Origin of the sequence: Streptomyces dysideae, from assembly GCF_001514305.1 — a bacterium.
Taxonomy (GTDB): domain Bacteria; phylum Actinomycetota; class Actinomycetes; order Streptomycetales; family Streptomycetaceae; genus Streptomyces; species Streptomyces dysideae.
Window position 1 is genome coordinate 181,184 of the sequence record NZ_KQ949092.1, and the last position, 19,759, is coordinate 200,942.

Sequence of the window (19,759 nt, forward strand, 5' to 3'; positions counted from 1 at the left end):
GGCGGAGGCGGGAGTGATCCGGAGTGGCCGCATGGGCCTACTCTCGCACCAGCTCCCGCCACCAGGGTGTCACCGCTTCAGGAGTCGTACCGACAGACCTTCCGCCGTGTACACGGGTACGGCCCGCAGCGTGTCGGAGTTCAGCTCGATCCGGTCGAACTGGCCGCGCAGCACCGGGGCGTCCAGCACCCGCACCGTGCTCCCCGCGGCCGGCGGCTTCTCGGCGTCCAGCCGCAGCGACAGCACGCTGCGCCGGCCCAGCACGGCACGCCGCGTCACCTCCAGGGCGGGCCCGCGCCCCGACCGCAGCGTGACCTCGAGACCGGACGCCTCCTGCGTGTACGTGCCGTGGATCTGCACCGTCGACCTGCCCGGGACCCGCAGCGTCCCGCCCTGCACCCGCACGTCACCGTGGCCCAGGGCGTGCGCGGACGCGGCGGCCAGGACGCCGTCCGCCAGCACGGTCCCGCCGGTGTACCGGTTGTGGCCGGTCAGGGTGAGCGTGCCGGTGCCGCGCTTGGTCAGGCCGCCGTGGCCGCGGATGTCGTTGCGCCAGCTGTCGGCCGCCCCGAAGCCGCCGGCCGCCGCGTCGAGCGTGACGGTGACGTCGCAGTCGAAGGAGCCGTAACCGTCCGCTGCCGCGAACAGGTTGAGCCGGCCCCACTGCTCGAAGCCGTCCAGCAGGACGTACCCGGAGGGCAGCGCGGTCGTCCGCAGCACCTCGCGGCGCTGGGCCGCGTCCAGGTACGGCAGCCGCGTCTCCAGCAGCACCTCCGCGCCCTTCGGCACGGTCAGCGGCTCGTTGCCGCCCTGCCGGGTCAGTACGTACGTCAGCCGGGGCTTGACCGCACGGGCGTTGGCACCCCGGTCGGCGTAGGGGTCGGTGTCGGTGCCGGCCGAGTGCGCGTACGCGTACAGGGTGTCCGCCGTCGTGCCGGTCTGCTCCTGGAAGTACGCCAGGGCCTGGGCGCGTGCCGCCTTCTTGAGGTCGGAGTTGGCCGGGTCGGCCAGTGCGGCGGCGGCCAGGGCCGTGGCCATCACGCGGCCGCCAATGACGTCGACCGGGGAGTGCATGCCGGACACGATGCGGTCGTGGCTGAGCTCGAAGGCCCGGGTCACCAGCTCCTGGAAGCGTTCGGGCACTGCGTAGGCGAACGCCAGGGCCGCGAGGTGGAGGGCGTTGGTGTGGCCGCTGGGGAAGCCGCCGTCCTCGGCCGGGGTGGTGGAGCGCTGGCGCAGCAGCTGCGGGGCGACGACCACCTCCGAGTCGTACACCGGGTAGCCGAACGCGTCCGTCCGCCCGGTGTCGACGACCTCGCTGTCCTCGTTCATACGCCACGGACGCGGGTACTGGAAGGTGAACTTGGCCGGGTTGCTGGAGGCGAACGGGCCGCGCACGGTGTTCACCAGCGTGGCGACCTGGCCGAGTTCCGAGTCGGGTGAGCCCGCGCCGGTCGCGGATCCGGCCGGGGCGTCGGCGGGCACCGAGTCGCTGATCTTGGCTGCGGGGGTGCCGTCCGGCGCGCTGGTGATGGACGTGACCGCCTTGGCGCCCGACTTGTACAGCTCGGCCAGCGGACCGAGCCCGTCGATCACGGAGTAACTCTGATGCTGGCGGTCGGAGATGAACGCCTGCTTGGCTTCCGCCTCGGTGCGCCGCGACGTGATGCGCGCGCAGTAGCGCATGTTGGCGCGCAGCACCTCGGGCCTGAGCGGCGTGCCGGTGTCCCAGGCGCCGCCGGTCTTCCACACCTGGGCGAAACCGCCCAGGATCCGGACCACGGCGTTGGTCTCGGGCGTCTGGTTCGCCACCACGTTGGTCTTGTAGTCGTCGACGAACGCGGCGGGCCCGGTCGCGGCCTTCGCGTCCGCGGCGGCCAGCCACGTGGCGAAGGTGGGCGCGGCCAGCACGGCGGCCGAGGCGCCCAGGGACGTCTTGAGGAACCCCCTTCGGTTCACGGCGAGTTCACTGACCGACGCGGGGGAGTGGTGCCCGGCTGGTGACGGCATGCGTCTGCCTCTCTGGAGTTCTTCGGCCGTACGGCCGGGGAGATCGAGTGGACCGACTCGACTGTCGTGGTGCGCCTGGGGCGCAGAGTGTGGTCGAGTCGTACGAGCGAAGATCTACGGGCGAGTTGTGTCGGAGACGGGATGACCCGGCGTCCGGCAGATGTCATACGAGTGAACGGGCCAGCGCCACCGCCCCCTCGACCGGCGGCCCGTGCAGCGGCTGCGGCCGCGCCCCCGGCACGCGCTCGGTGAGAGCGGCGACGAAGGCGTCGTACAGGACGGGTTGGGCGAGGACGGTGCTGCCGGCGACGACGACGTCGTCCACCGCGACCCCGCGGGCGGCGAGCCGGGCGACGAGCGCGGCCAGCGACCGGCCGCCGTCGGCGATCACCGCACGGGCGAGCGGCGAGCCCGACTCGGCCGCCGCGAACACGGCCGGCGCGCGGCTGCCCCAGGCGGCGGAGAGATCGGTGGCGCCCTCCAGCGCCGCGCCGAGTGCCGGAACCTCGTCGACACCGAACGCGTCGACGAGCCCCAGGGCCAGTGCGTCGGGTTCCGCACCGCGGTCGTGCGCCGCCCATACGGCCCGTACCGCCTCGCGGACGAGACCGGCCGCGCCGCCCTCGTCGCCGAGGACCGCGCCCCAGCCGCCGACCTGGACCGGAGTGCCGTCGGCCAGCCGGCCGACCGCCACCGATCCGGTGCCCGCGACCAGGCCGACGCCCTTGTCCAGGCCCGCTGCGGGGACCAGGAGTTCGGCGTCGCCGACGACCAGCGCGGGCGCGTCGAAGTGGAGCTGGAGAGCGGTGCGGGTCTGGGCGCACTGACGAGGCGTCTCACAGGCGTGTCCGCCGAGGGCCACCGCGGACGGGCGGGCACCCGCCGGCAGGGCGTCGGCGACGAGCGCGGCCAGCCATCCGGCGGCGGCCACCGGGTCGTGCGGCCGCCAGCCGCTGCTCGTGCGGACGTGATCGGCGACCAGGCCGTCCCCCGCGCGGGCGCGGAGATGCGTCTTGGTGCCGCCCACGTCGATGCCGACCACGAGCGGGCCCGAGTGAGGGGTGTCCTGCACGGATCCTCTTTCGTCGTTGCACTGGGCTGCGACGGTGGGCGAACCGTACCTGGAGGAAGGGGAGTTGACGAACTAGCGAAGCCCCGGGACGGGCCTCTGACGGACCACGGCAGGCGAGTACCGTGACGTTCGTTAGGAAGTTAACTAACGAAGTACAGTGCGTCAAGAGGCATCACGCACTCGATCACCGGAGCGGCCCGCACGGGCCGCCGCGGGTGGGAACGCGGCCCCTTACCTGTGTGGGAGAACTGTGGAACACGACGTGGCGAAAGCCCCCCGCCTGACCGAGAGCGCGAGCGCGGTGTTCGCCGTGCTCGCGCAGGCCGGCAGCGCGACCCGGCCGCAGCTCGCGAGCCTGGCGGGCCTGTCCAAGCCGACGGTGTCCTCCGCCGTCGCGGAACTGGAGAACGCCCGGCTCGCCGCCCACTCCGGCACCGCCTCCAGCGGCACGGGCCGCTCCGCCGCCGTCTACCGCCTCGGGCCGGCCTCCGGGGCGGTACTCGCCGTCGACCTCGGCCCCGCCCTCACCCGGGTGCGCGGCTGCGCCCTGGACGGCACCCTGCTCGCCCAGGCCACCGGCCCCCGGGAGGGCGCCGCCGACGTCGTGCGCGAGGCCCTCCTCGCCCTGCCCGACAGCGTCCCGCTGCGCACCATCGTCGTCGCCGTCGGTGATGTCACCAGGCAGGAGAAGGAGGGCGCCGTGCGCCCCGCGACCGCCAAGGCCGGTCCCGTCTTCGACGCCATGGCCGTCGCGCTGCCGCCGGGAGTGCCCGTCCACCTCGAGAACAACGTCAACTGCGCGGCCCTGGCCGAGCTGCACGAGGGTGCCGCCCGGGGCCGCCACACCTTCGGCTATCTGCGGATCGGCGTGGGTATCGGCCTCGGCATCGTCGTCGGCGGCCAGGTGCTGCGCGGTGCGAACGGCGCGGCCGGAGAGCTGGCCCGGCTGCCCTACCCCTGGGACGACGGCCGGGAACCGCGCCAGGAGGCCCTGGAGGAGTACATCGGCGCCCGCTCCCTGCTGCGGCGGGCCGCCGAGGCCTGGCAGGACGCCGACGGGCCGTGCCCCCGCACCGCCGAACGGCTCTTCGCCCTCGCCCAGGAGGGATGCGCCGCGGCCCGCGCCGTCGTCGGCCGCCATGCCGCCGACGTGGGCCGTCTCGCCGCCGCCGTGACCGCCGTACTGGACCCGGGACTGATCGTGCTGGGCGGCAGTACCGGCGCGGACCCGCAGCTGCTGCCCGGGGTGCGGGCCGAGCTGGCACGGCTGAGCTGGCCCACCGAGGTGGTCAGCAGCACGGTCGGGGACTCCGGCACCGTCGTGGGTGCCGCCCGGCTCGCGGTCGCCCGGGGAGTCCAAACCGTGACCGAGGCCGCGCGGACTAAGGATTGACGGCCTCCGACTCGGTCTGCCAATGTCCGGACAAGCGCTTTCTAAGTCGGCCGGGACGCCGACTTGGGGTGAGCGTCCCGCCCGTACGCGAAGTACGGCAGCCGCACGAGGGCGTGCCCGTGCGGTGACGGCCAGGACGGCCGGGGATCTCGCCCCGCGTGGACGACGCGGCCGGGCGAGGCCGCGCCCCCGGAAAGCGAATTTTTCTGCAAGATGCACCCGTGCCGCCTCGGTCGGCGCCGTGCTCCGTCCCCTACCGAAAAAAAGGGATCGAAGATGACCACTGTGGGTGTGCGGCGCTCCCGCCGACTCGGCCGCGGCGGTATGCGCCGCCTGGTTCCCCTCGCTGCCGTTGCCTCGGCGGCGACCCTGCTGCTCTCCGCCTGCGGAGGGGGATCCGACTCGGGCGGTACCTCCAAGTCGCTGACGTTCTGGATCTCCACGGTTCCGGGGCAGGACGCGGGCTGGAAGAAGATGGTGGCGCAGTACGAGAAGGAAACCGGCGTCAAGGTCAAGCTCGTCAACATCCCCTACGACGGCTACGCGACGAAGCTGCGCAACTCCGCGCAGGCGAACTCGCTGCCCGACGTGGCGGCAGTGCCGGCGCTGGACCCGATCTGGTCGAACAAGCTGATCGACCTCGGTGACATCGCCAACAACAAGACCAACAAGATCAACGCCAACTTCGTCGCCAAGGACTCGTCCGGGAAGGTGCTGTCCATCCCCTCGGACGTCACCGCGTCCGGCATGTTCATCAACAAGTCGCTCTTCGAGAAGGCCGGCGTCTCCTACCCGACCTCGCCCGACAAGACCTGGACCTGGACCGAGTTCATCAAGGCGGCGGACGAGGTCCGTGAGAAGACCAAGGCCAAGTACTCCCTGACCTTCGACCAGTCACCGTCCAGGCTGCGCGCCATGGTGTACGAGATGGGCGGGAAGTACGTCCACGCCGACGACTCCGGCAAGTTCTCGGTGGACGCGGCGACCAAGAAGGCCGTGAACACCTTCGTCGGATGGAACGACGACAAGACCATGCCGAAGTCGGTGTGGACCAGCGGCGCCGACCCGTCGGCCATGTTCCAGAGTGGTGACGTCGTCGCATACTGGTCCGGCGTGTGGCAGGTTGCCGCCTACGCGGAGAGCATCACGAAGTTCGAGTGGGCGAGCGTCCCGACTCCCGCCCAGCCGGTGCAGGCCAGTGACGTCAACAGCGGCGGCATGACGGTGGGCTTCAACAACAACGCCGACGCGGCCGCCGCCGCGAAGAAGTTCCTGTCCTGGCTATACGAGCCCGACCACTACAAGGCGCTGTGCGAGGCCTCCGGCTTCCTGCCGGTCGAGAGCGGTCTGAACCCGAAGTACCCCTTCGAGTCCGAGGCGGCGCAGGCGGCGTTCAAGCTCTACAACGAGTCCATCCCGCTCTACGACCCGATCTCCGGCTACTTCAACGGCGCGCAGACGAACTGGGTGCTGAAGGGCAAGAGCCTCGCCGACGACCCGACCAAGGCGGAGCTCGGCAAGGCGATCAACGGCGAGCAGTCGGCCGACAAGGCCCTGCAGAACATCGTGGACGGCTACAACCAGCAGGTTGGCGGCTGATCGTAGGCCACGGGCCCGGGCGGCGGTGTCTCGATCCCGCCGCCCGGGCCCGTGGACCCCACGTGATGCCGGGCTCATGGCCTGAGCCCACAGGAACCCATTCCACCAGCACGGAGTCAGGAAGATGACAAAACGAGCTTCGGACGTGTCCGTGAGCCCGCCCAGGAGACGAAGCAAGTACACCGTCGCACCGCTCGTCCTCATCGCGGCCAATGTCGTGCTCTTCGCGCTGTTCTTCCTCTGGCCGGCGGTGATCGGGCTCGTCTACTCCTTCACGAACTACACGGGCGTGGGGGCGTTCCAGTTCGTCGGACTGGACAACTACAGCAACCTGTTCGAGGACTCCGCCTTCTACGGCGCGATGACCCGCACACTGCTGTACACCGTGCTCTTCGTCCCGCTGAACTTCGTGTTCTCGCTGCTCATCGCCAACGTGCTGGTGAGCAAGCACGCCAAGGGCGTGTCGGTCGCCCGCGTCTTCTTCTTCATCCCGTGGCTGCTGTCGCCCATCGTGGTGGGTGTCCTGTGGCGGTGGCTGTTCGGTGAGAACTTCGGACTGGTCAACTACCTCATCGAGAAGGTCGGCGGAAGCGCCGTTCCGTGGCAGTCGAACGCGGACCTGTCGCTGATGGTGGTCGTGGTGGCGGCGTCCTGGGCCTGGACGGGCTTCTCGATGCTGCTGTTCATCGCGGCGATCAAGAACGTACCGACGTCGTACTACGAGGCGGCCGCGCTCGACGGCGCCGGTCCGTGGCGCCAGTTCATCAGCATCACACTGCCGAGCATCGCGCCCACTTCCTTCATCGTCATCCTGCTCAACACGATCCACGGGATGAAGGAATACCCGCTGTTCGCCTCCCTCAACAACGGCGGACCCGGAACGTCGAACAACCTGCTTGTCCAGTACATCTACCAGACCGGGTTCAAGTCGGGCCAGATCGGCTACGCGAGCGCCGCGTCGTTCGTGCTCATGCTCATCCTGATGGCCGTCGCGATCATCCAGCTGATGGTCAACCGGCGGGTGGAGAACCGATGACAACCACAGACATGCCACGCAAGGTCGAGACCGGGCCCGGACGGGCTGTCCTCAAGAAGCGGTCCAGCGGCGCGGCCACCGGTGGGCTTCGGCGCGCGGTGCCCGCGACGACACTGCTGTGGGTCCTCGCGGCCCTCTACGGGGTGCCGGTGCTGTGGTTCGTCCTCAGCTCCTTCAAGCCGGCGGGAGACCTGTTCTCCCTCCCGCTGACGCTGTTCCCGACGAACCCCACCGTGTCGGGTTACGAGGCGGCGTGGGACAGCGCCAACTTCTCCCAGTACTTCATCAACACCACCATCGTGTGCGTGATCGCGACGATCCTCACGGTGGGAGTCAGCTGCTGCACGGGGTACGCGCTGGCCAAGTACGACAACAAGTGGCTCAAGTTCTTCTTCATCTGCATCCTGGCCACCACGATGCTGCCGTCCGAGGTCATGCTCGCCCCGCAGTTCCTGGTGGTCCGCGACCTCGGCCTCTACAACTCGCTCGCCGGCATCATCCTCCCGGCCGTGCTCACCGCGACCGGGTGCTTCATGTTCCGCCAGTTCTTCCTGACGGTCCCCGACGAACTCATCGAGGCCGCCCGCATCGACGGTGCGCCTGAGCTGAAGATATTCCTGAGGATCATGGTGCCGATCTCCCGGCCCATCATGCTGACGCTCGCCATCCTGTCGTTCCAGTGGCGGTGGAACGACTACATCTGGCCGCTGCTGATGCTCAACGACCCTGAGAAGTTCACTGTCCAGATCGGCATCCAGAGCCTCGTCGGGGCGCAGAACATCAACTGGTCGGTGCTGCTCGGCGGATCGGTCATCTCCATGGTGCCGCTGATCGTCGTCTTCCTGGTGTTCCAGCGTTACGTCATGAACGCCGACATCAACGCCGGACTGAAGGACTGACCTTGCCCACCCAGCTCGACCACGAGTTCGTCCGCGCGGTGGCCCGCGCCGCCGACCGGTCGGCCGCCCCGCTTGCGGCCCGCCCCGACGAGGAACCCGCCGGTGTGCCGCACCGTGGTCTGGCGCGGCGGGTGAAGACCCTGGTCGCGGCATACCGTTCCCCGGACTCGGCACTGCACCGCAGCAGGCGGGCCGTCGCCGCCGCGATGACCCACCTCCGCGTCCTGCGGGCCACGCAGACCACCACCGGCCTCTTCGCCGGCGGCGACAACGTGCAGTCACCGCCTGACTCCGCGTTCACGGTCAACGACGTGTGCGACGCGCACGTCCTCGCCGCCGACGCGGGGCCGGAACTGCGCGAAGTCACGGCCGCGCTCGCCGAGATCGCCGGCGCCGTCTCCGGCAGCCTCCTGACGGGTGGGGTGCACACCCCGAACCACCGCTGGGAGCTGTGCGCGGCGCTGGCCCGGCTGCACCGGTCGTTCCCGGACGACCGGCTGCTCGACCGCGTCGAGGAGTGGCTCGCCGAGGGCGTCGACATCGACGTGGAGGGCCTGTACTCGGAACGGAGCGCCAACTACGCGGCCCATGTGTCCAACCCGTCGCTGCTGCTGCTGGCCGACGTGCTCGGCCGCACCGACCTGCTGGACGCCGTCGAACGCAATCTCGCCACCACCCTGGACCTCATCAGGCCGGACGGCACGGTGGAGACCGTCCACTCGCGACGGCAGGACCAGAACCGCCCGTTCCCGCTGGCGCCCTACCTGCCGCACTACCGGCTGCTCGCCATCCGCACCGGCCGGGGCGACTTCGGCCGGGCGGCGCGGCTGGCGGCCGCCGGCGGCATCGACGACCCCGACCTGCTCGCCCAGACCCTCCTCACCCCGGACCTGTGCCGTGCCCTGCCGGCCCCGGCCGCGGAGACACTTCCGCGCGACCGCTACATCACCACCGCACGCCTCGCCGCACGCGCCTCGGCCGACGTGCACACGGTGGTGTACGGCGGCTCCGACGTGCCCGAGCACCGGCGCATCCGCTCGGGCCTCGCCTGCAATCCCACCTTCCTGCGGCTGTTCGCCGGCGACGCCGTCCTCGACGCGGTCCGTCTGACGCGGGGGTTCTTCGACCTGGGCCCGTTCCGCGCCGCCGACATGGAGCAACTCGCCGACAACCGGTACCGGCTCACCGAAACCCTCACAGCCGCCTACTACCAGCCGCTCCCGACGGATCAGAGGCGGGACGACGGCATCTACCGGCTGGTGGACGAGGGACGCTTCTCGGCCGCGATGGCCTTCCCGGACCGGCCTCGGGACGAGGTCTCCCACACGACCCGCGTCGAGGTGGACCTGAGGGAAGACGGTGCCGACCTGCGGATCGACATCAGCGGACCACGAGTGCCCTGGGCCCTCGAACTGACCTTCCGGCCGGGTGGCGTGCCGGAGGGCGCCGTACCGATCGGCGACGGACGCTGGTGCCTGACGACCGGGCCGATGACCTACCAGGTCGGCGACGACGAGATCCGGGTCGAGGCCGGGGTCGAGGCGGGCGAACCGCTGGCCGGGCCGGACCGGAGCGACGTGCTGCGGTACGACCCGGGTCAGGACTACACCGTGGTGGGCGGCACCGATGCGACGACCGGGAACCGTGTCTACATCGGGGGACTCGGCCCGCACATACTGACCGTCGCACTGCGCGCCCGTCGGCCCGCACCTGTCGTGTGACCCCGACGACCCACGCCATGGCCACCTCAGGCTTGAAGGGCTGATCCCCGTGCACCTCACGCCCTCTCCCGTACACCTCACGCACCAGCGCGGCCCGCTGCACGACCTGCCGGACAGCCCCGAGGCATACGACGCGGTCCTCGCCGACGTCGTCGAGCAGGCCCTGGCCCGGCTCACGCCAGAGGGCAACCTGGAGCACCCGGACTGCGTCGACGACATCGGCGACACCTCGCTCGGCATCACCTCACTCCTCGCCCTCGCCTGGCAGCGCGGCAGGACCCGCGCCTGTTTCAGGCGGTGCGCCGCAGCCTCGCCTTCCACCTGCGGGAGCGGGTGTACACCGAGGACAACCCCGGCTACCCGAACCTGAAGGCGCGCAACTCCGATTTGCCGTACGCCCGTTACACCCTCGCCTCCGGCGCCCACCCCATCGGCGACTGGCCGAGCACGGTGTGGGCGCTGCTCCAGGCGGTCAACGTGCTGGACCTCGCGGAGGGCCTCGTCGAGGACGAGCAGCGCGCCGAACTCGTCGAGGTGGCGCACGGCTACTGGCGCCGGCTGACCGAGGCGACCTTCTTCAACCCGCAGAAGGCGGGCAACCAGGCCATCGGCTGCGTCGTCGGCGGGTTGATGCTGGCCCGCCATCTCCCGCCGGAGCAGGGCGAGCCGGTGCGTTCGCGCGCGATCGACCTGTACGTCGACAAGATCCGCGCCCACCGCGTCGCGGACCGTGGCGCACTGCTGCCTCCCGAGCACGGCGGCGCCTACGACAACAACTACGGCCCGATCTCCCTGTCCTTCCTCGCCCAGGCCCACCGGATCAGCGGCGAGGAGATCTTCGCCGAGGACGGCGACGCGCTCGCCCGCTACATCGACGCCCGGCTGACCGGCGGCGGCTTCGACAACGGCGGCCCGCGCTACAGCGAGCAGCACTCCGCCTTCGAATCGGTCCTGGGACTGCGCTACTTCGGCGCCCGGATCGGCTCCGACCTCGGCCGCTACCGGGGCGACAGCCGCTGGGGCCGGCACGCGGTCAAGCCGGACGGCGGCGTAGACGGCCACTTCGCGTTCATGCTGGTCTGGCAGATCCAGGACACCACGCGCTGGCACCGCACCCCGTCACCGACACCGGCCCGGCACCAACTCCGCGCCGGCACGGTCTCGGTGGCCTTCGACAGCCACCTGACGCCGTCCCTGGTCGAGGCGGCGGGTACGTACTACCTCCCCGCCGCCGTCAACCGGCAGCACGGCTTCGGCCCGGTCACCGACGGCTTCCTGCTGTCCCGCCCCATGGGCGAGGTCCGGGTCCGCGACGTCCGCGCCGACGGTCTGACGGCGAAGCTGGTCACCAAGCCGGTCGTCGGCCGCGACCACGTCCTGCGGCACGTCCAGTCGCTGTACGTCACGGACGGCACGGCCCTCTGGCTGACGGTCGCCGTGGAGCGGCTCCCCGGCACGCCGTACCTGCTCGCCGGTCTGCCGTACGCCACGGACGACGGCGACCGCGTCCGCAGGACGGCGGACGCGAAGGCGACATCGCCGGGCGCACTGCGCCTGACCCACCCGCCGTCGGACACCCCGGACCACTTCGACGCCCGCGCGGACATCACCCAGGAACAGGCGGCCTTCGCCCTGGCCCTCGACCCCCGCGGCTACGGCAACCCCGACGAGGGCTGGCGCCACCTGGTCACGTCCACGGCCCTGGAGGCGGAACCGGCCCCGGGCGCCCCGGAGGACCTGCACGTCTTCGCCGTGCGCTACGGACCGGAAGGCCCGTACACGCCGGCGTTCGAGCGCGACGGAAGGGGCCTGCTCATCCGCACAGAGGCGTTCACCGCCCTGGTCGGGGACGCGACGGGCGACGCGCACGGAGAGCCGGAGCTGAACCTGCGGGCGTCGTAGGCGCGTTCAGCCCTCGAAGGACATGCGCGGGGTGCCGCGCACGGCGTAGGCCGGCAGGCGGGCGCCGTCGAGGTAGGCGGGGTCGAGCGACAGGCCGAACCGTCGCGCGACGACGCCCAGGGTGCGCCGGTACCCCGTTCTGAAGTCCTCGTCCTCCGGGGCGAGTTGGGCCGTCCCGTCGGGTGTCAGGATGCCCGCCGTGGCGAGTTCGGGCAGGAGCAGGTCGGGCTCCTGCCCCCAGCGCCACAGTTCCTCGCGCAGCCCGAACCCGCACAACGACACGCCGTCGCGGGCGTAGCAGACGGTGGCGGGCGGGTGCTCCTGGACGATCCACCGCCCCGGACACGCGGCGTGCACGCCGAACGGCTCGCGCAGCGTCTCCAGCAGCGGTTCGGCCCGGGCCCAGTGGGCGGCCAGCGCGGTGACGGCCGGCGGCGGGCAGACGAACAGCAGGCTCGGCCGCCGCCGGTCCGTGCCGACCGGCAGCAGCGCGGTGTCCGGGACACCGATGACGCCGCCTTTGCCGTCCGCGTCCCAGAGCAGGTCGCGCAGGAAACCGTCCAGATGCTCCCGCAGCACCGGATCGGCGAAGTCCCGTACGTCCTCCCATGCCTCGCCGGCCCAGAAGTGCGGCTTGTACGACCCGGCCGTGCTGTGGAACTCGTACCGCCCGCACCACGGCACGTTCGACGCCGCCGGCCACACCCAGCCCCGTCGCGGCTCCGCGTCCCGGTCCAGCTCGTGCTCGGGCAGCGCCGCGTCCTCCAGCAGCCCGAGCCGCTCACCGGCCGGCGTCTGTTCGAGCCACTCCCAGTCGACGGCGAGCACCGTGATGTCCAACCCCATGGCGAAAGGCTAGGCGCGCGACCGGCCGCGTTCGCCGGAATTTCCTACAACCCCCACGTCGACGCCCGGCAGCGCCGACACCGGTACGACCAGATCGGCCCGGTCCTGGGTCTCGGCGACCAGTTCCGCGTTGTGCTGGTCCGAGCCCAGCACCCATGCCACCGCCTCGTTGTGGCTCTTCCCGAACTCCTCGTGCCGGGCGACCAGCCGCCGGACGCGTTCCCGCTCGTCGAGCTCGCAGAACCACACCTCGTCCAGCTGCGGCCGCACGCGCGCCCACCCGTCCGTGTCCAGCAGCAGGTAGTTGCCCTCGGTCACGACCAGCCGGGCCGACGGCGGCACCGGAACGGCCCCCGCGATCGGCTGCTCGAGCACCCGCTCGAAACCGGGCGCGTACACCACCTCGTCGTCCTCCTCGCGCAGGCGCCGCAGCAGCGCCGCGTACCCGGCCGCGTCGAAGGTGTCGGGCGCGCCCTTGCGGTCCCGGCGCCCGAGGCGGTCCAGGACGACGTCGGCGAGGTGGAACCCGTCCATGGGGACATGCGCCACCCACGGCTCCCCGGCCCCGTTCAGTTCCCGCACCAGGTGCTCCGCGAGCGTCGTCTTGCCCGCACCGGGACTGCCGACGATACCCAGAATGGCGCGCCGCCCGTCCCGGGACAGGGAACCGGCACGGGTGAGGAGGTCGTCGAAGGTCAGGGGCACACAGCAGAGTGTGTCACCACGGCGCCGATGACTTCCGGCGCGGTGGGGAGTCGGAACAGTGAGTCCGCACAGCGAACAGTCCCGCACAGCGACAGTGGAGGGAGCGGCACCATGCCCGACGACACCGCGCGGATCCGCACCCTGATCACGAACTGGGCCGACGCGGTCCACCGTGGCGACCTCGACGGCGTCCTCGCCGACCACGCCGAGGACATCGTCATGTTCGACGTACCGCCGCCCCACGACGGCATCCGCGGCCTGTCCGCCTACCGCGCCACCTGGCCGCCGTTCTTCGGCTGGCAGGCCCAGGGCGCCCGCTTCGACATCGAGTCCCTCGACATCACCGCCGGCACCGACGTCGCCTACGCCCACGCCCTGCTGCGCTGCGGCACCCCGGACGAACTCGCCGAACGCCCCACCCTCCGCCTGCGCCTGACGTTCGGACTCCGCAAGGAGGGGGACCGCTGGCTCGTCGCCCACGAGCACCACTCGTTCCCGCACGACTGACCCACGTGCGCGTGGACCGTCAGGCACCTGGCCGAACTCCGCGCTGCGCACTCGCACCGTGCGCGTTAGTTTGTCCATGTTTTTCCGTTTTTCCGTTTTTGCGGTTTCTGTGTGGTCCCTGGCTCCCGCCTTCAGCCCGCCAGGCTGTGGGGTCTTAGAAGCCCTACGACTTAGAAGCCCTACGACTAGTAGGGGTAAGGGGTGGACGATGACGCTCGACACGAACGCCATGCTCGTAGCCATGCGGCGGCGCGGCGAGGCGACCGTGACCGGCAGGTCCTGGCGGTCCCGCGACGACGGTCTGCTCGCCGCCGTGGCCGGCCTGTACGTCCTCGCCCAACTCGTCCTCGTGTCGCCCGCCATGGGGCTCGGCTGGGACGAAGTGGTGTACGTCAGCCAGGTCGGCACCGAGAGCCCCGCCGCCTTCTTCAGCGCACCACGCGCGCGTGGCGTCTCCCTGTTGGCGGCGCCGGTCGCGTCCTGGTCGTCGTCCACCGAACTGCTGCGCGTCTACCTCGCCGTCCTGTCCGGCCTCGGCCTGTACCTGGGCCTGCGCGCCTGGCGCGGACTCTTCCCGGCCCGCGTCCTGGCCGGCGCCGGAGCCCTGTATGCCTCCCTGTGGCTGACGCTGTTCTACGGTCCGCAGGCCATGCCCAACCACTGGGTCGCGATCGGCGCCCTGCTGTGCGTCGGCTGCTTCCTGCGGGCCCGCGCGGACCGCTCCGACCGGCGGGCCCTGTGGGGCGTCCTGGCCGGCGCCGTCCTGATGGCGTGGATGCGGCCCACCGACGCCGTATGGGTCACGCTGCCGCTCCTGGTCCTCGCCCCGGCGGTACGCCACTGGAGGCTCGCCGCCGCGCTCGTGGCGGGGCTCGTGGCGGGCGCCGTCGAGTGGGTGATCGAGGCGTACCTCTCCTACGGCGGCCTGGGGGAGCGGCTGGCGGAGGCCTCCCGCATCCAGGGCGGCCTCGGCTGGAACTTCGCCGTCGACGACCAGCTGCGCAGCCTGGCCGGACGCAGCCTGTGCCGGCCGTGCACCGTCCCGATGCCCAACCCGGTCGTGTTCGCATGGGTGCTCGCCCTGCCGCTGATCGCCGCCCTCGGCCTGGCGATCGCGGTGCGGGCCGGGCGCACCGCCCGCACCCTGGTCCCGCTGGCCTGCGCCACGACAGCCGCCCTCCCCTACCTGTTCATGATCGGATACGCCGCCCCCCGCTTCCTCCTGCCCGCCTACGCCCTGGCGGCCATCCCGGTCGCCGACGCGCTGCGCCACCTCGTCACCACGCCGCAAGGCCGGTGGCGGCCACTGACCGCCGCCCTGATCGCGCTCGGACTGGCCGGGCATCTGGCGGTGCAGTACGTCATCCTGGACCGCACCACGGACCGTACCGTCGCCGCCCGCCAGGCCTGGGCGCGCTCCGCCGCCGAACTGCACCGCCTGGGCGTCCGCCCGCCCTGCCTGCTCACCGGCCGCCAGTCCATCCCCGTCGCCTACTACACGGGCTGCTCGTCCGGCGCGACGAGCGGCAACAACGCCAACACGACGACCGCGGAGATCCTGCGGACCGCGGACCGCATCCCGGTCGCCGCCCTCAGCGCACCGGGCGCCACCCCGCCCCGGTACGCCCGCGGCTGGGACCTCCACCGACTCGACGGCCTGCAGGCCCGCATCGCTCCGGCGGCGGGGGAGCGCTGACCCGTATGACGTCCGAGCAGGTCCGCGCCGCACCCACCCGAAGACGGGCCCACTGGCACACCGCCCTCACACTCGCCGTCCTGGTGGGCGCCGCGTATCTGGCCCGGCGCCACTGGACGGTGCTGGAGAGCGGAGCCGGCCGGCTCGTCGTCGCCGACCAGGGCTGGCTGCTGGTGGCCGCCACAGCCACGGCCGGGACCTGGCTGTGCGCAGCGCTCGCCCAGCAGGGCGCCGTACCCGAACGGCTGCCACGGGGACGGCTCGTGGCTACGCAGTTCGCCGCCTGCGCGGCCAACCACGTGCTGCCCGCCGGCCTCGGCGCGGGCGCTGTGAACCTACGTTTCCTCATGCGTTGCGGACTGCCCGCCGGCCGCTCGGTGACCGCCGTCGCGGTGAAAGGCACGGCCGGTGCGGTCGTCCGCGGCGCCCTGATCGCCGTACTCGCCGCGGTCTGCCCCGGAGTCCTGCGGATCCCTCCCGTCCCCGGGGCGGTCCTGGCCGCCGTACTCGCCGTGGCCTTGGGAGTGACCGTCCTGCGGGCGAGCCCGCTGTGGGCCCGCTGCCGACGGGCCCTGGCCGCAGGGCTCGCGGACGTCCGGGCCGTCCACGCCAGACCGCCGAGGGCGGCGGCCCTGTGGGGCGGCTCGCTGGCCTTCGTCACACTGCACGCCCTGGTGCTGATCGCCGTCACCCGGGCCGTCGCCCTCCCGCTGCCCCCGGTCCGGGTGGCCATGCTGTACCTCGCCGCGAGCGCCGCCGCCGCCCTGCTGCCCACGCCCGGCGGCCTCGGCTCCCTCGACGCCGTGCTCGCCCTCGCCCTCACCGCCGCCGGAGCACCGGCCGCCGCGGCCGCCTCCGCCGTGCTCGGCTACCGGCTGCTGACCGTGTGGCTGCCCCTGCTCCCGGGGCTGGTCGTGCTCGGGGTGCTGATCCGCCGTAAGGCACTGTGAGCACGACAAGCGTTTCCCGTCCGTCCGCGACAGGTAGGAGTCCGGTTGTCGGCCCGGTGACCAGGACGAGGGGGAGAGCCATGACGTACGGCGAGAACGGCGGGCGGTTAGGGGAGGAGTTCTTCACTCCGGGGACCTCGTCCTTCACCGAGTTCCTGACGGCACACCGCCCGGCCCTGCTGCCCACGCGCCGCCCCTTCCCGGAGGGTGTCGCGCTGCGAGGCGGCCACCGGTCAGGACGGCATTCTCTTTCGGCCGGCTGGGCTGATGCCGGTGAGCACGTCGTGCCTGCGCTTGCGCGACTGCCTCCAGGACGCCAATACCAACCGCACCAGCGCCGTCGTCCCGGGCGAGGGACAGGCCGAACACCGGAGCTGAACCTCTGTCATGAGCCGGGAGCAGCCGGCTGCTGGACCTGGTGGCCACCGCCGCGCATCTCGCGGGCCAACTGCAGGCCCTCGCCGACGACTTGGTCGAGGACTACGTCGAGCACTGCCGGATGCACGGCAGCTCGTGGACCGACATCGGGGCGGCCCTCGGGGTCACCCGGCAGGCGGTGCAGCAGCGCTTCCATGCTCCCCACAAGCGGTACGGCCCCGAGACGATGTCCGAGGACCTGCGCGGCGCCATGGTCCAGGTGAAGCGCGCCGCCGTACTGCACCGCAACAACTACATAGGCACCGAGCACCTGTGGTGGGGCCTCACCGCCGAACCGAACAGCGCCACCGAGCTGCTGGAGAGGGGCGGCGTCGACCCGGCGGCCATCCACCGCAAGGTCGAGGACCGCCTCGCTCTCGGCGCCTCCCAGGCCGCCGAACGGATCGCCTGGACTCCCTACTCCCGCAAGGCGATCGCCCTCGCCGAGGTCCGTTCCGCAGAGTCCGGCGCCGCGCGCATCGACTGCGGCGACCTGCTCGTCGGCCTCGCCCGCGTCGGCCGGGGTGTGGCGGCCACGGTCCTGACCGAGGCCGGATTCGAGGTGCCGGTCCTGGACCGCACGGCCGACCGGGACCAGCCGTGAACGGCCGTCACCCCCGCAGCCGCAGCTCCTTGCGCCACTTGACGATCTGTTTCTCCGGATCGCCGGTGTACGACCACGGAGTGCGCGTGGCCCGGCGCCCCAGCATCCCGAGCAGCGCGGCAGCGACGTCCTGGACCCCGGCGAGACATGCCGCGTGCGTCAGACAACCGAGGTCCCGCAGCTCGCCGGGGGCCACGCCGGTGTCCGTGCGCCCCATGATCCAGCGCTGCCAGGTGCGGCGTACGTCGTTCGCGGCGCCGTCGTTGTTCCAGTGCCGCGCGAGAGCCACGGAGGCCTGCCTGCCCTGCGCCGCGTCCACGGCGTGGCGGAACTCCTCGACCCGGGCGTGCTGCACGAGCACCGGCAGCGGACTGCCGGGCGGCGCGACCCCGGCCGCGTCGCGGGCGAAGTCGTACATCAGATCGTGCGAGCCGTGCCAGCGCGCCGAGTAGTAGTGCAGCACCTGGAGGTGCCCCTCCATGCTGTACGGCTCGCGCCGGTGCAACTCGTCCCACCAGCGCGCCAGTTCCTGCCGTCGTACGCCCGACGGATACAGCCGGGCCACGCAGATCAGGGAGATCCACGGCGTCGGGTCCTCCGGATACGCGTCGGTGGCCCGCAGGCACGCCAGCACCGCGGCGTCGACACGGCGCTGGTCGATCGGCACGCCCCGGTCCGCCGCGGTGGCCAGGTTGAAGGCCCGCGCCGTCTCCGTCGCCGCCCACAGTACGTGCGCGTCGGCGTTGTGCGGCTCGGCGGCCAGCCACGACTCCGCCGTCGAACCGCTCGCGCAGGCATGAGCGAGCAGCCGGACCCGGTGGCCGCGTGCCCGCCAGTCGGGCCCGGTGACATACAGCAGGTCCCGCAGGCCCTGCCAGCGGCCGATGACGATGTCGTGCCGGGCGGCAGTGAGAGGCGCGTCCCCGCAGTCGGGATCGAAGTCGGGAACGAAGCGGTCTCGCGCCATCGGGATCTCCCTCAGAAGTCGGAGGGCAGACCCTCGTGGACACGGGAGTGCGGTCCGGCGACGCAGACCGCTGTCGTGGCGGTGCTCGGCTCGCTCAGCGACTCGACGACGATGTTCTCCGCGTGGCTCTCCGCGCGCCCCTCGTCGAACAGGGTGGGCGTCATCGACCACGCCCGCAGCCCTCTGCCGCTGCTGATGCTCATGACTGTGCTGCTTTCCGTCGCGCTCGGCGCACGGGCGTGCCAGGCCCGGGCGGCGTGGAGGGGGGTGAAGCCGCCGATGACCGGAGAGGGGTGGCCTCGGGTCAGGGGCGTGACAAGGGGGTGGTGGATACCGTCCGCCCGTTCCGCAGCCGGACGGTCACACCGTGTGTGCGAGTGATGATAACCCCACTCATTGACCTTTCAAGATTGACTGGACGGTAACCTCCCTCAGTCGCCGATGCGGTCGATCTGCCGCAGCCGGTTCGTGGCGTCCAGGGCGGCGACCTTGTAGGACTCCGCGAGCGTCGGGTAGTTGAAGACCGCGTTGACGAGATAGTCGACGGTGCCGCCGCACCCCATCACCGACTGCCCGATGTGAATGAGCTCGGTCGCCCCGGTGCCGAAGCAGTGCACGCCGAGCAGCGTGCGGTCGTCGGGGGAGACCAGCAGTTTCAGCATGCCGTGCGAGTCGCCGATGATCTGTCCGCGGGCCAGCTCGCGGTAGCGCGAGATACCGGCCTCGAACGGCACCCGCTCCTCGGTGAGCTGGTCGTCGGTCCGGCCGACGAAACTGATCTCCGGGATGGTGCCGATCGGCTGGAGGTTGTGCATCCGCCCGACGGGCTCCCCGCAGGCGTGGTACGCCGCCGAGCGTCCCTGCTCCATCGACGTCGCCGCCAGCGCCGGGAAGCCGATGACGTCGCCGACGGCGTAGATGTGCGGCACCTGGGTCCGGTAGTGCTCGTCGACCGCGATCCGGCCGCGCGGGTCCGCGGACAGCCCGGCCTTGTCGAGGTCGAGTTCGTCGGTGAGCCCCTGCCGGCCCGCGGAGTACATCACCGCGTCGGCGGGGATCTTCTTGCCGCTCTCCAGCACGGTCAGTGTGCCGCGGGGATGCCGCTCCACCGCCGCGACGGTCTCCCCGAAGCGGAACGTGACAGCGAGGTCCCGCAGGTGGTACTTGAGCGACTCGATCACCTCGACGTCGCACATGTCGAGCATCCCGGCCCGCTTCTCCACCACGGTGACCTTGCTGCCGAGCGCGGCGAACATCGACGCGTACTCCATGCCGATGACCCCGGCGCCGACGATCACCATGGAACGCGGCACCCGCTCCAGTGTGAGGACGTTGTCCGAGTCCATGATCGTCCGCCCGTCGAACTCCACGCTGTCGGGCCGCGCGGGCCGGGTGCCGGTGGCGATGACGATGTGCTCGGCGCTGAGCAGCCGCT

At 71.7% G+C, this 19,759-nt stretch carries 16 protein-coding genes and 2 pseudogenes; 11 read left to right on the forward strand and 7 right to left on the reverse strand.

Features of this window, described 5'->3' with window-relative positions:
• Positions 1–69: 69 nt before the first annotated feature.
• Positions 70–2,010, reverse strand: coding sequence for a phosphatase PAP2 family protein (locus AQJ91_RS26660; protein WP_067026521.1), 1,941 nt, complete (start codon positions 2,008–2,010; stop codon positions 70–72).
• Positions 2,011–2,173: 163 nt separating this feature from the next.
• Positions 2,174–3,082 carry an N-acetylglucosamine kinase gene (locus AQJ91_RS26665; protein ID WP_067026523.1) on the reverse strand — a complete coding sequence of 303 codons (909 nt, stop codon included), beginning with the start codon at positions 3,080–3,082 and terminating at the stop codon, positions 2,174–2,176.
• Between the two features lie 262 nt (positions 3,083–3,344).
• Here AQJ91_RS26665 and AQJ91_RS26670 point away from each other — a divergent pair, with 262 nt between their 5' ends.
• The 6 genes and pseudogenes from AQJ91_RS26670 (at position 3,345) to AQJ91_RS26695 (ending at position 11,632) form a co-directional block, all read left to right on the forward strand.
• Positions 3,345–4,475, forward strand: a complete 1,131-nt coding sequence (locus AQJ91_RS26670; protein ID WP_234382937.1) for an ROK family transcriptional regulator — start codon at positions 3,345–3,347, stop codon at positions 4,473–4,475.
• Positions 4,476–4,751: 276 nt separating this feature from the next.
• Complete coding sequence (locus tag AQJ91_RS26675; RefSeq protein WP_067026526.1) at positions 4,752–6,074, forward strand: extracellular solute-binding protein; 1,323 nt, start codon at positions 4,752–4,754, stop codon at positions 6,072–6,074.
• Positions 6,075–6,198: 124 nt separating this feature from the next.
• Complete coding sequence (locus AQJ91_RS26680; RefSeq protein ID WP_067026528.1) at positions 6,199–7,110, forward strand: carbohydrate ABC transporter permease; 912 nt, start codon at positions 6,199–6,201, stop codon at positions 7,108–7,110.
• Positions 7,107–8,009, forward strand: a complete 903-nt coding sequence (locus tag AQJ91_RS26685; RefSeq protein ID WP_067026530.1) for a carbohydrate ABC transporter permease — start codon at positions 7,107–7,109, stop codon at positions 8,007–8,009. Before AQJ91_RS26680 ends, AQJ91_RS26685 begins: the two co-directional genes overlap by 4 nt.
• 2 nt (positions 8,010–8,011) lie before the next feature.
• A complete protein-coding gene (locus AQJ91_RS26690; RefSeq protein ID WP_067026532.1) occupies positions 8,012–9,730 on the forward strand; it encodes a hypothetical protein in 1,719 nt (572 codons plus the stop codon).
• A gap of 49 nt (positions 9,731–9,779) precedes the next feature.
• Positions 9,780–11,632, forward strand: a pseudogene (locus tag AQJ91_RS26695) (hypothetical protein).
• Between the two features lie 6 nt (positions 11,633–11,638).
• Here AQJ91_RS26695 and AQJ91_RS54580 read toward each other — a convergent pair.
• Entirely contained in the window at positions 11,639–12,478 is an 840-nt protein-coding gene (locus tag AQJ91_RS54580) for a hypothetical protein (RefSeq protein ID WP_199848029.1), read from the reverse strand.
• A 9-nt stretch (positions 12,479–12,487) separates the two neighbouring features.
• Entirely contained in the window at positions 12,488–13,183 is a 696-nt protein-coding gene (locus AQJ91_RS26705) for a nucleoside/nucleotide kinase family protein (protein WP_067026534.1), read from the reverse strand.
• Positions 13,184–13,294: 111 nt separating this feature from the next.
• On the opposite strand from AQJ91_RS26705, the gene AQJ91_RS26710 reads away from it, so the two are divergent.
• The 5 genes and pseudogenes from AQJ91_RS26710 to AQJ91_RS26725 all read left to right on the forward strand — a co-directional run bounded on the left by AQJ91_RS26710 (position 13,295) and on the right by AQJ91_RS26725 (position 17,357).
• Positions 13,295–13,690 carry a YybH family protein gene (locus tag AQJ91_RS26710; RefSeq protein WP_067026536.1) on the forward strand — a complete coding sequence of 132 codons (396 nt, stop codon included), beginning with the start codon at positions 13,295–13,297 and terminating at the stop codon, positions 13,688–13,690.
• A gap of 208 nt (positions 13,691–13,898) precedes the next feature.
• Positions 13,899–15,386, forward strand: a complete 1,488-nt coding sequence (locus AQJ91_RS26715) for a hypothetical protein (RefSeq protein ID WP_067026538.1) — start codon at positions 13,899–13,901, stop codon at positions 15,384–15,386.
• 5 nt (positions 15,387–15,391) lie between these two features.
• Positions 15,392–16,336: a lysylphosphatidylglycerol synthase transmembrane domain-containing protein gene (locus AQJ91_RS26720; RefSeq protein WP_067026540.1), complete on the forward strand. Its 945-nt coding sequence runs from the start codon at positions 15,392–15,394 to the stop codon at positions 16,334–16,336.
• Between the two features lie 80 nt (positions 16,337–16,416).
• Positions 16,417–16,548: pseudogene (locus AQJ91_RS56005) on the forward strand (proteasome subunit beta); the annotation flags it as partial.
• A 206-nt stretch (positions 16,549–16,754) separates the two neighbouring features.
• On the forward strand, positions 16,755–17,357 hold the full coding sequence (locus tag AQJ91_RS26725) for a Clp protease N-terminal domain-containing protein (RefSeq protein ID WP_234382939.1): 603 nt from the start codon (positions 16,755–16,757) through the stop codon (positions 17,355–17,357).
• A 7-nt stretch (positions 17,358–17,364) separates the two neighbouring features.
• On the opposite strand, the gene AQJ91_RS26730 is transcribed toward AQJ91_RS26725, so the two are convergent.
• From AQJ91_RS26730 to sthA, 3 genes are all read right to left on the reverse strand, one after another.
• Positions 17,365–18,324: a hypothetical protein gene (locus tag AQJ91_RS26730; RefSeq protein WP_067026542.1), complete on the reverse strand. Its 960-nt coding sequence runs from the start codon at positions 18,322–18,324 to the stop codon at positions 17,365–17,367.
• 11 nt (positions 18,325–18,335) lie between these two features.
• Positions 18,336–18,527, reverse strand: coding sequence for a hypothetical protein (locus tag AQJ91_RS26735; RefSeq protein ID WP_067026544.1), 192 nt, complete (start codon positions 18,525–18,527; stop codon positions 18,336–18,338).
• Positions 18,528–18,755: 228 nt separating this feature from the next.
• Positions 18,756–19,759: Si-specific NAD(P)(+) transhydrogenase (sthA, locus tag AQJ91_RS26740; protein ID WP_067026546.1), on the reverse strand; the 1,004-nt coding region annotated here is incomplete at its 5' end.